The organism is Eikenella glucosivorans (assembly GCF_016025525.2).
GTDB lineage: Bacteria > Pseudomonadota > Gammaproteobacteria > Burkholderiales > Neisseriaceae > Eikenella > Eikenella glucosivorans.
In genome coordinates, this window is sequence record NZ_JACSGR010000003.1 from 109,039 (window position 1) to 121,853 (window position 12,815).

Sequence of the window (12,815 nt, forward strand, 5' to 3'; positions counted from 1 at the left end):
TCGTACTCCTTGGTGAAATACATCATAAAGAGGCTACCTGAAAATGGGTTGGATGGATTTCAGGTAGCCTTTAATGGTTAAGAAGAATTGCCTAAACGCTTGTCGGGGCGGGCGAATAGGAAGATGCCCAGCGAAGTGAGCGCGCCCAGTGTATCGGCGAGCATGTCTTTTTGTGCGTCCCAAATATCGCCTTGCGAACCGAGCACTTCCAATCCCGCTTCGCCGCCGTCGATGACGGCATACTGCCACTCGATGATTTCGTAGGCAGCCGCCACGCTCATGATGAAGAACAGGGAGAAAAACAGGGCGAGCGCGGGGCGGCAGAGTTTGCGGCGCAGCAGCCATTCTGCCATCGGATAGGCATAGAAGCCGATGATGTAGTGGCCGACGCGGTCGAAGTGGTTGCGGTTTTCGCCCAAAAGCGGCGCGAGCAGGCGGTTTGCCCAGTCGAAGGGCACATCGGCAAAGGTGTAATGTGCGCCGACGGTGTGCATAACCAGCCAAAAGCTCATGAAAATATAAGCCAAATTGCTGAAACGGAAGCGGCGGTAAGTGGCGACGAGTGCGACGAAGACGGTGGAAACGGGGAGGATTTCGGCATACCAAACGGTGCGGTCGGACGGGTTGATGCCCGACCAGACGATGAGTGCGGCAATGAAAACGGCAAGCAGCAGCGGGATGAGGGGGAAGGGTTTCTGCATGGTAATGGATGTTGTGAGTGGTAAATGTTTATCTGTTTTTCAGGTAGCCTTCAAGTTTTCAGGTAGCCTTCAAGCCATTGGCGATGCGTTTGTAGCAGGTGTAAGCCAGTGCGGCGCAGGCGAGCCACATGATGACGTAGAACACCGCATGGAAACTGCCCGCCACTGCGTACCAGACCGCCAATACACCGATAAAGAACGCGCGGTCGCTCTTGCCGAACGGACCGTCGTAGCGTCGGCCGTTGCCGTGTACCTGACCCAGTACGCCGCAAAATTCCGTCATCGCCGCCAGCCAGACAAACAGGGCGATTTGTGCGCCGCCAAACGGGGCGATAAAGGCAAAAGGCAGATACAGCGCGGCATCGGCGGCGACATCGGTGATTTCGTTCAGATAGCCGCCCAATGCCGACTTCTGCCCGAACTCGCGCGCCAGCATTCCGTCCACTGCGTTCAGTGCCATACGGACAAACAGCCACACGGGCAGCAGCCAAAACAGAGCGGGAATCTGCGCGCCGAACGACAGCAGCAGGCCGACTGCAAAGGATACCGCGCAGGCAAACAGCGTTACCTGATTGGCGGTAATGCCTTTTTGGTAAAGACGTCGTACCAGCGGGCGCAGCAGGTTTTGGAATTTGGGTTTGAGGGCGTAGATGCTCATAGCGGGGCGGTTTGGCGGGGTAACGGCGGCATTATAGTGAAAAAATGAATAATCGGATGCGTTTGTGCGCTGAAATCCGGAGGGGAGAGGGCGGTTTTGATGCGCGGGGCAAACAAAGGCGTGGCCGGCGTTATTTAGGAATTGTCAATAAATTGTAGGAAAGGGTAAAATAGGCAGGATAAATTTAACGCAAAAGTCGGCCGGGCTGCCGGAACCGATGTTTTTAGCAAACAGATATTTAGACAGCACCGCTGGAAAGGGAAAATTATGTTGATGGCATTTGTTTTGGGGTTTTGGTGTATTTGGATGGGCGAGCGCGAGCCGAGCGTGGCGCTGGAAGGCCTGTTCTTCACCATCATGGCGATTGTGGCCAACAGCTTTATGCATTGGACGATGCCGGAGCCGGATACCGTGTGGGCACTGCAATGGGGCTTGGTGTGGGCTTGGGCTATATTGATGATGTTTCTGGTGGATAAATTTGGCGAGAACGGCTTGATTCGGCTGGTGATTGCCTTGGCGGCCGGCGGCGGTTATTTCTGGCTGGAACGGAACGGCTGCGGTTTGGCAGCGGGCTGGCTGGGCACCGAGGCGGAATGCGTGAAAAGCGTGGCCAATGCGGCGCAGTTCCGCTAAGGCGGGTGTTGAAGGCTGAAGGCAAATAAAATCTGAGTTGGTAAAGGCTACCTGAAAACAAGCTTTGCAGAATGCGGGGCTTTTTTCAGGTAGCCTTTTTGTGTGCTATGGGAAGGGGGTGGCAGTTTTCGGTTTGATGCTGCTTGAAAAGGGTCGGTTTGCCGGCAAGCGGTGGAGGGGCTACCTGAAAAATACTGTCAGGCAGCCTTTTATGTTTCTCGGGATGGCCGTTGATGTACAAACAAAAAACAACACAGGGTTTTCAGGTAGCCCCTGTGTTGTTTCGTTTGCATGGTTGTGTTTACACCACGGCTTCTTCTTTCTGTTTCTGTGGCTTGTGGATATTCTCGCGGGTGAGGCCGAAGAACAGCAGCAGGGGGCTGGCCACCAGCACGGAGGAATAAATGCCGAACACGATGCCGATGGTGAGCGCGATGGAGAAGCCGTGCAGCGCGGTGCCGCCGAAAACCAGCATGGAAATCACCATGGCTTCGGTGGAGCCATGGGTGATCATGGTGCGGCTCATGGTGGCGGTGATGGCGTTGTCGATCACTTGCGGGATGGTTTTGCCGCGCATGGCGGGTTTGTGGATGTTTTCGCGGATGCGGTCGAACACCACCACGGATTCGTTCACCGAATAGCCGAGCACGGCCAGGATGCCGGCCAGCACGGTGAGCGAAAATTCCCATTGAAACAGGGCGAAGCAGCCGAGAATCACCACCACGTCGTGCATATTGGCGATGATGGCGGACACGGCAAAACGCCATTCGAAGCGCATGGAGAGGTAGATGATGATGCCGGCCACCACCATGCCTAAGGCGAGCAGGCCGTGGGTAACCAGCTCTTCGCCCACCTGCGGGCCGATGAATTCCACTTTGCGCAGGCTGGCGTCGGCATGGTCTTGGCGCAGCAGCTCCAGCACGCGGTTGGAGAGCTGGGCAGAGGTCATGTCTTGCCGGTTGGGCAGGCGGATCATGAGCTGTTTGTTGGTGCCCAAGGTCTGCACTTGGGCTTCGCCCATGTTGAGCGCGCTTAAACGGTCGCGCACCTGGTTCGGGTCGGCGCCCTGCTGGCTGTATTGCACTTCGATCACGGTGCCGCCGGTGAATTCAACCGAATAGTTCAGCCCTTTGGTAAATAGGAAGATAACGGCGGCGATGAAGGTGAGCAGCGAAATCAGGGTAGTGATTTTGCCGTAGCTCATAAACGGGATGTCGTGTTTCAAACGGTGGAAAAAATCCATCTCAGTGCTCCTTGGCCGGCACGGTGATGCCGATGGACAGGTTGCTCAGTTTGCGGCGGCGGCCATACCACAGGTTGACGAAGGTACGGGATACCACCACCGAAGAATACATGGAAGTGAGGATGCCGATACAGTGCACCACGGCAAACCCGCGTACTGCGCCGGAGCCGAAAATCAGCAGGGCGATGCCGGCAATCAGCGAGGTGATGTTGGAATCCACGATGGTGTCCCAAGCGTGGTGGTAGCCTTCGCTAATGGCCTGCTGTGCGGAAATGCCGTCGCGCAGCTCTTCGCGGATACGCTCGTTAATCAGCACGTTGGAGTCGATGGCCATGCCGAGCGTGAGCGCGATGGCGGCGATGCCGGGCAGGGTTAAGGTGGCCTGCATCAGCGACAGGATGGCAATCAGGAACAGCAGGTTGGCGGTGAGCGCCAGCACGGAGAAGATGCCGAACAGGCGGTAATAAATCACCATGAATCCGGCCACGGCGAGGAAGCCCCACAGCGTGGAATGGAAGCCTTTCTGGATATTTTCCTTACCCATAGACGGGCCGATGGTGCGCTCTTCGATGATTTCCATCGGTGCGGCCAGCGAGCCTGCGCGCAGCAGCAGCGCGGTATCGCTGGCTTCGGCGGTGTTCATGCTACCTGAAATCTGCACGTTGCCGCCGGGAATCGGCTCGTTGATCACCGGCGCGGTGACCACTTCTGCCTTGCCTTGGTCGATCAGGATCATGGCGGTGCGGCGGCCGACGTTGTTGCGGGTGAGGTCGGCAAAGATGGACGTGCCGGCGTTGTCGAGTTTGAGGTTTACGGAAGGTTTGCCGTCTTGGGTGAAGCCGGGCTGGGCGTCGTTGATGTTGTCGCCGGTGAATTCCACCTGCTTGCTCACCAGGATCTGGCCGCCGTCGGCGCTGGGCAGCACTTCGTAGCCGGGCGGGATGTTGCCGGCAGCTGCCTGCTGCTCCAGTGCTGGGTCGTCGGCCACCATGCGCACTTCCAGCGTGGCGGTGCGGCCAATGATGTCTTTGGCCTTGGCGGTATCCTGCACGCCGGGCAGCTGCACCACGATGCGGTCAGGGCCAGCCTGCTGGATAATCGGCTCGGCCACGCCCAATTCATTCACGCGGTTGTGCAGGGTGGTGATGTTCTGCTTCACGGCGGCACTGCGGATTTGCTCCTGTGTGCTTTCCGGCAGGCTCACAATCAGGTTGTTGCCGTCGGCGCGCAGCTCGGCGTCGTTGGAGAGTTCCTTCAGTTTGGGCAGCGCGGCCTGCAGGGTGGCGGCGTCTTGGAAGGGGATAACCAGGGTGTCGCCGTTGCGGCGCATGCTGCCGGTACGGATTTTGTCGCGGCGCAGCTGGCGGCGGAAATCGCCGGCGATGCGGTCGAAGGTTTTATCGATGGCTGCGTGCATGTCCACTCGCATGGTGAAGTGTACGCCGCCGCGCAGGTCGAGGCCGAGGAACATCGGTTTGGCGCCAAGCTTGCTCATCCATTCGGGGGTATTGGCGATGAGGTTGAGGGCGATGATGTAGTTGTCGCCCAGTTTGTGTTCGATGGCGTCGCGGGCTTTGCTCTGCACTTCTTCGTTGGGCAGGCGCACGCGCAGGCTGCCGTCGGCGATAAACATGCCGTTGTGCGGGATGTTTGCCTCTTTCAGCGCCTGCTCCACGGCCTGCTCGGTGGTTTGGTCGATGGCGACGGACTGGCGGTTGGTGGATACCTGCACCGCCGGGGTTTCGCCGTAGAGGTTGGGCAGGGCGTACACGGCCGACACGATGACGGTGAGCGCCACCAGCAGGTATTTCCAAAGCGGATAACGGTTCATAACGGGCTTTCAGAAACGGAAAACGCGCAGCGTGGCCGGAAGGCTGCTGCGCCGCGGGGGAGGGGGTTTAGTTGTCCAGCTTTTTGAGGATGGCGTCGCGGTGGAATTCAATGACGGTGTCGGGGGAAACTTCCAGGCCGATGATGTCGTCGCCGATTTTCCATACTTTGCCGAGCATGCCGGAGTTGGTCATCACTTTGTCGCCTTTTTTCAGTTCGGTGAGCATTTGGCGGCGGCGTTTTTCTTCCCGCTGCTTGGGGCGGATGATCATGAGGTAGAGCATGCCCATCAGCAGGAGCAGCGGCAGAACGTTCTTGACGAAGTCGGCGGAGGTGGTTACGCCGTCGGCAATAATGAATTGGAACATGGGGTAAAACTCCAAAAAGAAACAAAGGAAACGAAAGGCCGCCATTGTAAACGCCCCGTGGGGTTTTTCCAACCCGTTAGGCGGATTTTTAGCGGGGAAACAGTGCGCCTGTTTTAACTTTTTTGAGGCTCGCGTTTTCAGGTAGCCTCAAGCTTAGGAAGTAAGGCTACCTGAAAACCTGCGGTGCCCGAAATGCGGGTTTTGTGGCGGCGGGCAATGCCGGATGATGCTTGCTGTGGGGCTACCTGAAATTTTTCAGGTAGCCTCGGTTTAATCCAGCGCAAAATGCCGCGTGCCCACGCCTTCGGGAGCAACGACGAGGCAGCCGCCTTCTTTGCCATACCAGTCTTGCAGCACGAAGCGGGTGAAGCTTTGGCCGTTGGGCAGGGTATGGCGGTGGGCGGCGGGGCGGTGGGTGTGGCCGTGGATGAGGTCGGTGCCGGGGTATTGCGCCATGAGGGCGAGCACGGCTTCTTCGGTGACGTCGGAGATGGCGCTTTTGCCGTTTTCGGCTTTGCCCTGTTCGCTCATCTGGCGGATTTGTTGGGCAAGCAGGCGGCGTTCGGCCAGAGGTTTGGCGAGCACGGCGGCCTGCCATTGGGGGTGGCGCGATTGGGCGCGGAACTGCATATAGGGCAGGTCGGCGGTGCAGAGTTCGTCGCCGTGGGTGAGCAGGTAGGGGCGGCCGTAGAGGGTGAGGGCGTGCTGCTCGGGCAAGAGGGCCATGCCGCTGCGGCGGGCGAAGTCTGGCCCGAGCAGGAAGTCGCGGTTGCCGTGGGCGAAATAGAGGGGGGTGTGCTGGGCGAAAGTATGCAGCTCGGCGGCGATGCGGTCGGTGAAGGGGTTGCGGTCGTCGTCGCCGATCCAGGCGTCGAACAGGTCGCCGAGGATGTAGAGGGCGTCGGCGCTGCCCTGCCATTGGTGCAGCTGGCGCAGGAAAAGCTCGGTAAGCTTGGGGGCTTGTTCGGAGAGGTGCAGGTCGGCGATAAAGATGGTGTGCGGCATGGTTCAGGCGAAGATTTCGGAATAGAGTTCGGGGGAAAAGCCGACGTGGATGCGGCCTTGGTATTCGAGTACGGGGCGTTTGATCACGGAGGGCTGCGCCTGCATCAGGGCGATGGCGCCTTCGCGGCTGCCGGCGGCTGCCTGCACGGCGGGATCGAGCTTGCGCCAGGTGGTGCCGCGGCGGTTGACGAGGGTGTCGGCGCCCACGGCATCGAGCCAGCGGGCGAGCTGCCCGGCTTCGGGGGCGGTGGTTTTGAAGTTGATGAAGGTGTAGGGCACTTGCCTTTCGTCCAGCCAGGCGCGGGCTTTTTTGACGGTGCTGCAGTTGGGGATGCCGTATAGGGTGGCGGTCATTTTGTGTATAATCCTTGCTGGTTGGAATCGTGTGGCCGTCATTGTACGGGCTGCGTATTTTTTTGTCATGAGGCGGCGAAACTTGGCCGCACGGGCGATTCGGATGATTGGAGCAAGCATGAACAAATGGATGGTAACGGCCTTAGCGGCTGTCGGCCTGCTGGCCGGCTGCGGCGGGCAGGAAGCGGGCAAGGGCGCGTTTCAGGATGCGGTGGAGCGCTATGTGGGGCAACACGAAGCCTGCCTGCCGGTGGCGTTGGACACCGACGGCAGTGCGCCCGTGTGGGCGGGGGCGGAACGGATTGCCTTGCCGCTGCGCGATGCCGAGGGCGAGAAAATCAACGAGGCGGCGTTCAAGCAGCTGCGCGCGCTGGAAGAGGCCGGCCTGTATGAGCGGCTGAAAACCGAAAACGGCGACGATGTGCCGGTATTCGCGCTTACCGCCGAAGGGCGCGGGCACGTGCGCATGAGCCCGATTGCCCCGCTGCTGTGCATCGGGCATGAGCGCGTGGCCAAGGTGCGCTACTACACCGAGCCGGCCACCACCGCCGACGGGCTCACTGTGTCGCGCGTGGTGTATGAGGCCAGGCTGGAGCCCTCGCGCTGGGGCAAACGCCTGCTGCGCCACGGCCGCGACGATTGGCGGCAGCGCCTGCCGCTGGAGCGCGAGGAACAGGCCACGCTGGTGAAAACCAACGACGGCTGGCGCGATTTGCGCGAACTGCCCCCGCAGTAAGCCGTTTGGCCGATGGAAATATATAAGGCTACCTGAAAAACGAATTTCCGTTTTTCAGGTAGCCTTTTCTGTTGGAACGCGGATAGCCCGTTTGCATTGTTGCCTACCCGCCGGGTTTTCAGGTAGCCGTATCTCCGGCTTCAGGCTACCTGAAAACCATCCGGCTTGCGCTGCCTGCCCGGCCAGGCCATTACCGCGCTCAAGCCCACGAACACCGCAATCACCCAAGCCATCGCGCTTGGCGTGCCGTCGGAAAACGCCGCCAAGAGCAGCGTGGACACAATGCCGCTGCCGTATTGCAGCGAGCCGATGAGCGCGGCGGCGGAGCCTGCGGATTTGCTGTCCACGCTGGCTAGCGCGGCGGCGTTGGCGCAGGCGGCGATGATGCCGTTCATGGAGAACACGGCGAACACGGGCAGGGCGATGCCCCAAATGCCGCCGATTTTTAAAAATGCAGCAGCAGCAACCAAGAGGGCGGCCGCGGCGGCTATCAAGGTTGCCCCACGCAGCAGTTGCGGCAGTGCAAATTTGCCGACCAGGCGGCGGTTGAGCGCGCTCATCGCCATCACGCCCACAATGTTCGCGCCGAACCAAAAGCCGTAATATTCGGGCGCAACGTGGAAATAGTCGATATAAACCTTGGGCGAGCCGGTGATAAAGGCATAGGCGGCGACGTAGAAAAAGGTCACGCACAAGGTGTAGCGCATAAAAACGCGGTTGGCGAGCAAATCTTTATAGCCTGCAAACGCTGCCCACACCGAGCCTTCCGCCCGACGGCGCGGCGGTAGGCTTTCCGGCAGCCTGAACACGGCAAAAAACATCAGCGCGCCGATGGCCGTCAGCAGCCAAAAATGCGCGTGCCACGAGGCGATTTTTACCAGCAACCCGCCGATTAAGGGGCCGACGATGGGTGCGGCGGCCATAATCATCATCAGCGTGGACAAAAGCTGCGCCGCCTGCGTGCTGCCGAACAAATCGCGCACCATCGCGCGGCTGAGCATGGGCGCGACACACGCCCCAAACGCCTGAAACACCCGCCAAAACACCACCGCTTCAAGCGATTCCGACAGCGCACAGCCAACCGAGCCGACCACAAACAGCAGCATACCGATGAGCAGCGGCACTTTGCGCCCGATACGGTCGCTAATCGGCCCCCACACCAGCTGCGCCAGCGCAAAACCAACCAAAAAACCCGTCACCGTCAGCTCCGCATCGCCGTTCAAGTCGCGCGACATCTCCGGCAGCGCGGGCAGGTAAATGTCCACCGACAACGAGGTAAACGCCATCAGCGCGCTGAGAATCAGCAGGAATTCGAGGGTGTATTTTTTCACGGGCATGGCGGTTTCCCTAAACGGATTGGCAATGAGGCGATGGTTGCAAAAGCGGCGGCGGATGATTAGACAGGGGAAACGGCATGCCCTAATGAGCGGAATTCATGAAAAGGTTACCTGAAAACGGAGCCTCCATGCAGCCGAAAACTGCCGCGCCAGGCTAGCCTTCCGGCCTACGGAACGCCGCCGTGTTTAACTGCATTGAAGCTCCGCTTTCGGTCAGCCTCGGGAGGGATGGGAAAGCGCTATGCCGCCTGCGTTTGGCCGATGAAATCATGCTCGCGGAAAATCTGCCAGCGGCCTTGCCCGTTGCGGCGCAGCATCAGGTTGAACACGGTGTTTTGCTCGCGCTCTCCCATGCCCATGCGGCGGGCGGCAATCACATAGCCGATGCCGTCCTGCACCTGCACGGCGTGGTAGCGCACTTCGGAGGTAACGGGCGGCAGGCCGGCATCGCGGCCGTCGCGGAAGAATTTCATCTGCTGCTCGTAGCCGTATTGCAGCACGCCGCCGTCGGGCTGGATAAACAGCATTTGCAGGTCGGGGGCGTAGCTTTGGGTGAGGATGTCCAAATCGAAGGTTGCGCCGGCATCGAGGATTTTGCGCACGGCGGCAAGGAGCTCTTGATCAAACGGCATGGTGGTGTCCTTTCGGAGGATGGGAAAGTGGGCAGGCTACCTGAAAGCGAAGCCGCAACGCAAGTGAAAAGAATGGTTGCGGCTTCGTTTTCAGGTAGCCTTTTGCCTGGAAGCCGTGCCTTAGGCGGGGCATTGCCTGCCAAACCCTGTCAGCCCGTCAGCTTCATCACCACCACGCCCGACACAATCAGCAGCGCGCCCGCCCAGCGGCCGACGGTGGACGCATCGCCCAGAAACATCACGCCGACCACAAACGCACCGATGGCGCCGATGCCCGTCCACACCGCATAGGCCGTGCCCATCGGGATGCTTTTCTGCGCCAGAAACAGCAGGAAGCCGCTGGCGGCCATGCAGGCCATCGCCGCCAAAATCCCCGGCCAACGCCAGCCTTCCTGCTGCGCCAGCTTCAAGCCCAAAGGCCAGCCGATTTCCATCAGCCCCGCGCCAATCAGATAAACCCAAGCCATTTTTCCTACCCCTGTGCGATAACCTGCGCGGTGATTCGGTTCAGCCGCTGCAAGTGGTTGATGAAATTTTCCATTTCCGCCGCGCCAACCTGCCCGATAACGGCGGTTTCGATGGCTTTGAGCCTATCCACAATTGGCTCGGCGGCGGCCCGGCCCTGCGTGGTGAAATGCAGGAGTTTCTCCCGCTTGTCGCCGTCGGCCTGCTCGAAATCCAGCCAGCCTTTGTCTTTCAACTGGCGGCATACGGAAAACACCGTCTGCTTGGGCAGCCCCCAGCGTTCGCCAATCATCTTCTGCGTGCAGCCTTCGTAGCACGATACGCCGTAGAGCACCGCCAGCATGTTGTAGCTGATGCCTTGGGCGCGCGCCCATTGGTCGTAGAGCGAAATGTTTTGCGACAGCAGGCTGTTGATTTCGTCGATTTGGTTCATAACAAGTCCGAATCCTTACTGAATGGCGGCGTTGTAGTTATGATCCAGACTAATTGCAAGCGGTTTTTGCCGTTAATAAGGGCTTGGAAAATAGAAAGGGCAGCCTGAAACGGTTTCAGGCTGCCTGCGGTGCGGCTGCTGTTGATGGCTGTTTGGGCCGGCTATCGTTTACTCTGCGGCGGCGGGCGGGGTGTTGAACTGCCGCTGCCACTCGGCGCAGGGGTGCTCGATGTAGTCGAAGCGGCCGGAGAGCTCGCTGTGGCTCAGTTTGCCGTTGCGGTCGGCATCCAGCAGGCGGAAGGCGGCGCGGGTGCCGGTTTGGCCTTCGGCGGCGAGGTTGGCGGGCAGCTTGGCGCGGCGCCATTCGCTGCGGCTCAATACGCCGTCGCCGTTTCTGTCGTTGGCGGCCACAAAGGCGGCTTCGGGCGACAGGGCTTTGCAGGCGAGGGCGGGGGCGGCGGTGCCGAGCAGGGAGGCGAGAAGGAGGAGTGTTTTCATGGGGATGGTGTGTAACAACGGAAAGGCGGCATGGTAACACATCGGGCTGCGGGATGGGCCGGGGCGGGAAAAGGCTACCTGAAAACTGGAAACCCTGTTGCCGTTATGTTTTCAGGTAGCCTTAATAAAGTGCAGGCTGCTTTTCAGATTATTTGTCCAACCCCTTCTCCTGCAACCATTGCTCCATAATATCCGCCAACTGCTCGTTGTTCTTCTCGCCCATCAGGAAGTGCGAGTTGCCGCGGATGCCGCGTTCGGGCAGGTGGATGAGCGTGGCGTCGCCGCCGTGGCGGTTGATGGCGGCGACGAATTGTTTGGCCATTTCAAATTCCGTGCCCCATTTGTCTTCGCCCACGTTTTGCGAGCCGAGTTTGATGTAGTCGCCGTAAATCAGCACGATGGGGATGCGGGTCAGCTTCATGAAGTCGTTCATCGGCACGCCGATGGCGGACGCGCTCAAATGCTCGAAGCGGGCTTTGGTGATGCGCGGCATTTCGCCCTCGGGGAAGACAAACGGCGTGCCGCCCGGTTCCCAGGCCACGATGGCTTTCACGTTGGGCGTGCGCAAAGCGGCGCGCCAGCCGATGGTGCCGCCCATGGAGTGCGTGACCAAAATCGCGCCGTCTTTCTGCCGGTTCACCAGCTTGGCCAGCACGTCGGCGTTCAGGTCGTTATCCAGGGGGCCGCTGCCGATGGTCCAGCTTTGCTGGAAGGCGGTGTAGGCGGCTTCGCCTTGGGGGAACTGGGCGTTGGCTACGGGTTTGCCGCTGCGGTCGTAATGCCCCATGCGCGAGAGTATCCACAGGGTTTTATCGCCGTACATCGGGTTGGATGCCCACGGGGTGTCGGGGGTTACGCCTTGGGTGGAGAGGTTGGATTTGCCGCTGCGGGGCTGGTCGAGCAGATAGACGCTGTATCCTTTGCGGACAAACAGGGTGTCGAAACCTTCGCGGCCGTCCACGGTGCTTTCCCAGGTGCGGGAGGACTGCGCGCCGCCGTGCTGGAACACCAGCGGCAGGCGTTTGGCGTTTACGGGGGTTTGGTATTTGACGTAGGCGAAGTCGCCGTAGGCGCGCTGGCCGTCGGGGGAAGTGAAGTTTTCCTGCTTGAACGTGCCCTCGTGGCTGACATAGCTGCCGCCGACGGAGAAGCTGCCCTGTTCGGCGATGGAGATGGGGGCTTTGCTTTGGGCGGACACGCCGGCGGCGGCGAACATCAGCGCGGCGGCAAGCAGGGTGGGTTTGAGTTTCATGGTTGGGGGATTCCTTTGGAATGGTTTGAATGAAAGGCTGCCTGAAAACGGCGGTGCGGTTTTTCAGGTAGCCTTTGCGTAGGTCGGGCATTGATGCCCGACGCGGTTCGGCGGGATTGTCGGGCATAAATGCCCGACCTACGGGTTTCAGGCTGCCTTTCATGCCGTTTCAGGCAGCCTGCACGTTTGTCCGTCAAACCGTGCCCAGTTCGCGGCTGTCGCTCACCATAAAGTTGGCGATGCGGCGTTTGATGAGCCATTGGCCGCCCACTTTGGCGTAGCTGTCGTTGTAGCGCACATAGTGGTTGTGGATGAGGGTTTTGCCGTCTTTTTCTTCGGTGAGCACCACGTGGCAGTAGTTAATCGCGTCCGCGCCGGTTTCGGTGAGGTTGGAGACGGTGAATTGACCGTTGATGTGGTACACCGCTTTGAAATTCGCCAAGAAATTGGTGAACACGTTGACGATTTCGTCGCGGCTGGTCATATCGGCAAACAGTTGGCCGCCGATGTAGGTGGTAACGTGCGCGTCTTCGGTAAACAGCGGGCCCTGTTCGGCGACTTTTTTCTCGTCGGCCAGGTTGGAGAAGGTATCGACCAGTTCTTTCAGGGCTTGTTTTTCAATCAGTGCGTTCATGTGGGTTTCCTTATGTTGAAAAAATAACGGGTTGCC

The 12,815-nt window shown here is 59.7% G+C and carries 16 protein-coding genes; 2 read left to right on the forward strand and 14 right to left on the reverse strand.

What is annotated here, in order from left to right:
• Nucleotides 1-77 precede the first annotated feature (77 nt).
• Both H9Q10_RS04500 and H9Q10_RS04505 read right to left on the reverse strand, forming a co-directional pair.
• Nucleotides 78-701, reverse strand: coding sequence for a DUF2238 domain-containing protein (locus H9Q10_RS04500; protein WP_197902837.1), 624 nt, complete (start codon nt 699-701; stop codon nt 78-80).
• 58 nt (nt 702-759) lie between these two features.
• Complete coding sequence (locus tag H9Q10_RS04505) at nt 760-1,359, reverse strand: CDP-alcohol phosphatidyltransferase family protein (protein WP_197902838.1); 600 nt, start codon at nt 1,357-1,359, stop codon at nt 760-762.
• A 267-nt stretch (nt 1,360-1,626) separates the two neighbouring features.
• Between H9Q10_RS04505 and H9Q10_RS04510 the strand changes: the two genes are divergently transcribed.
• Entirely contained in the window at nt 1,627-1,992 is a 366-nt protein-coding gene (locus H9Q10_RS04510) for a diacylglyceryl transferase (protein WP_197902839.1), read from the forward strand.
• Nucleotides 1,993-2,293: 301 nt separating this feature from the next.
• On the opposite strand, the gene secF is transcribed toward H9Q10_RS04510, so the two are convergent.
• The 5 genes from secF to H9Q10_RS04535 all read right to left on the reverse strand — a co-directional run bounded on the left by secF (nt 2,294) and on the right by H9Q10_RS04535 (nt 6,792).
• The gene (secF, locus tag H9Q10_RS04515; protein WP_197902840.1) at nt 2,294-3,235 is read right to left on the reverse strand and encodes a protein translocase subunit SecF; all 942 of its coding nucleotides are present in this window, start codon (nt 3,233-3,235) and stop codon (nt 2,294-2,296) included.
• A gap of 1 nt (nt 3,236) precedes the next feature.
• Nucleotides 3,237-5,066 (reverse strand): protein translocase subunit SecD, encoded by a 1,830-nt coding sequence (gene secD, locus H9Q10_RS04520; protein WP_197902841.1) that lies wholly within the window; start codon nt 5,064-5,066, stop codon nt 3,237-3,239.
• 67 nt (nt 5,067-5,133) lie between these two features.
• Complete coding sequence (gene yajC / locus H9Q10_RS04525; protein WP_197902842.1) at nt 5,134-5,433, reverse strand: preprotein translocase subunit YajC; 300 nt, start codon at nt 5,431-5,433, stop codon at nt 5,134-5,136.
• A 270-nt stretch (nt 5,434-5,703) separates the two neighbouring features.
• Complete coding sequence (locus tag H9Q10_RS04530) at nt 5,704-6,438, reverse strand: UDP-2,3-diacylglucosamine diphosphatase (RefSeq protein WP_197902843.1); 735 nt, start codon at nt 6,436-6,438, stop codon at nt 5,704-5,706.
• Between the two features lie 3 nt (nt 6,439-6,441).
• Nucleotides 6,442-6,792 carry an arsenate reductase gene (locus H9Q10_RS04535; protein ID WP_197902844.1) on the reverse strand — a complete coding sequence of 117 codons (351 nt, stop codon included), beginning with the start codon at nt 6,790-6,792 and terminating at the stop codon, nt 6,442-6,444.
• 118 nt (nt 6,793-6,910) lie between these two features.
• Between H9Q10_RS04535 and H9Q10_RS04540 the strand changes: the two genes are divergently transcribed.
• Nucleotides 6,911-7,528, forward strand: coding sequence for a hypothetical protein (locus H9Q10_RS04540; RefSeq protein WP_197902845.1), 618 nt, complete (start codon nt 6,911-6,913; stop codon nt 7,526-7,528).
• A gap of 140 nt (nt 7,529-7,668) precedes the next feature.
• Here H9Q10_RS04540 and H9Q10_RS04545 read toward each other — a convergent pair whose 3' ends face one another.
• The 7 genes from H9Q10_RS04545 to H9Q10_RS04575 all read right to left on the reverse strand — a co-directional run bounded on the left by H9Q10_RS04545 (nt 7,669) and on the right by H9Q10_RS04575 (nt 12,779).
• The gene (locus H9Q10_RS04545) at nt 7,669-8,865 is read right to left on the reverse strand and encodes a multidrug effflux MFS transporter (RefSeq protein ID WP_197902846.1); all 1,197 of its coding nucleotides are present in this window, start codon (nt 8,863-8,865) and stop codon (nt 7,669-7,671) included.
• 239 nt (nt 8,866-9,104) lie between these two features.
• Nucleotides 9,105-9,497 (reverse strand): nuclear transport factor 2 family protein, encoded by a 393-nt coding sequence (locus H9Q10_RS04550; RefSeq protein WP_197902847.1) that lies wholly within the window; start codon nt 9,495-9,497, stop codon nt 9,105-9,107.
• 149 nt (nt 9,498-9,646) lie between these two features.
• Complete coding sequence (locus tag H9Q10_RS04555) at nt 9,647-9,964, reverse strand: DMT family transporter (protein WP_197902848.1); 318 nt, start codon at nt 9,962-9,964, stop codon at nt 9,647-9,649.
• Nucleotides 9,965-9,969: 5 nt separating this feature from the next.
• Nucleotides 9,970-10,395, reverse strand: a complete 426-nt coding sequence (locus H9Q10_RS04560) for a MarR family winged helix-turn-helix transcriptional regulator (protein WP_197902849.1) — start codon at nt 10,393-10,395, stop codon at nt 9,970-9,972.
• A 168-nt stretch (nt 10,396-10,563) separates the two neighbouring features.
• Nucleotides 10,564-10,893, reverse strand: a complete 330-nt coding sequence (locus H9Q10_RS04565; RefSeq protein ID WP_197902850.1) for an EF-hand domain-containing protein — start codon at nt 10,891-10,893, stop codon at nt 10,564-10,566.
• Between the two features lie 148 nt (nt 10,894-11,041).
• Nucleotides 11,042-12,145 (reverse strand): alpha/beta hydrolase, encoded by a 1,104-nt coding sequence (locus H9Q10_RS04570; RefSeq protein WP_197902851.1) that lies wholly within the window; start codon nt 12,143-12,145, stop codon nt 11,042-11,044.
• 193 nt (nt 12,146-12,338) lie between these two features.
• Nucleotides 12,339-12,779 (reverse strand): nuclear transport factor 2 family protein, encoded by a 441-nt coding sequence (locus H9Q10_RS04575; protein ID WP_197902852.1) that lies wholly within the window; start codon nt 12,777-12,779, stop codon nt 12,339-12,341.
• Nucleotides 12,780-12,815 lie beyond the last annotated feature (36 nt).

What these genes read in the sequence shown, in the direction of transcription:
- H9Q10_RS04565 (WP_197902850.1), bottom strand. Translation starts at nt 10,893, where the DNA reads ATGAAAACACTCCTCCTTCTCGCCTCCCTGCTCGGCACCGCCGCCCCC.
- H9Q10_RS04550 (WP_197902847.1), bottom strand. Translation starts at nt 9,497, where the DNA reads ATGCCGTTTGATCAAGAGCTCCTTGCCGCCGTGCGCAAAATCCTCGAT.
- yajC (WP_197902842.1), bottom strand. Translation starts at nt 5,433, where the DNA reads ATGTTCCAATTCATTATTGCCGACGGCGTAACCACCTCCGCCGACTTC.
- H9Q10_RS04555 (WP_197902848.1), bottom strand. Translation starts at nt 9,964, where the DNA reads ATGGCTTGGGTTTATCTGATTGGCGCGGGGCTGATGGAAATCGGCTGG.
- H9Q10_RS04540 (WP_197902845.1), top strand. Translation starts at nt 6,911, where the DNA reads ATGAACAAATGGATGGTAACGGCCTTAGCGGCTGTCGGCCTGCTGGCC.
- secF (WP_197902840.1), bottom strand. Translation starts at nt 3,235, where the DNA reads ATGGATTTTTTCCACCGTTTGAAACACGACATCCCGTTTATGAGCTAC.
- secD (WP_197902841.1), bottom strand. Translation starts at nt 5,066, where the DNA reads ATGAACCGTTATCCGCTTTGGAAATACCTGCTGGTGGCGCTCACCGTC.
- H9Q10_RS04545 (WP_197902846.1), bottom strand. Translation starts at nt 8,865, where the DNA reads ATGCCCGTGAAAAAATACACCCTCGAATTCCTGCTGATTCTCAGCGCG.
- H9Q10_RS04570 (WP_197902851.1), bottom strand. Translation starts at nt 12,145, where the DNA reads ATGAAACTCAAACCCACCCTGCTTGCCGCCGCGCTGATGTTCGCCGCC.
- H9Q10_RS04560 (WP_197902849.1), bottom strand. Translation starts at nt 10,395, where the DNA reads ATGAACCAAATCGACGAAATCAACAGCCTGCTGTCGCAAAACATTTCG.
- H9Q10_RS04575 (WP_197902852.1), bottom strand. Translation starts at nt 12,779, where the DNA reads ATGAACGCACTGATTGAAAAACAAGCCCTGAAAGAACTGGTCGATACC.
- H9Q10_RS04535 (WP_197902844.1), bottom strand. Translation starts at nt 6,792, where the DNA reads ATGACCGCCACCCTATACGGCATCCCCAACTGCAGCACCGTCAAAAAA.
- H9Q10_RS04530 (WP_197902843.1), bottom strand. Translation starts at nt 6,438, where the DNA reads ATGCCGCACACCATCTTTATCGCCGACCTGCACCTCTCCGAACAAGCC.
- H9Q10_RS04500 (WP_197902837.1), bottom strand. Translation starts at nt 701, where the DNA reads ATGCAGAAACCCTTCCCCCTCATCCCGCTGCTGCTTGCCGTTTTCATT.
- H9Q10_RS04505 (WP_197902838.1), bottom strand. Translation starts at nt 1,359, where the DNA reads ATGAGCATCTACGCCCTCAAACCCAAATTCCAAAACCTGCTGCGCCCG.
- H9Q10_RS04510 (WP_197902839.1), top strand. Translation starts at nt 1,627, where the DNA reads ATGTTGATGGCATTTGTTTTGGGGTTTTGGTGTATTTGGATGGGCGAG.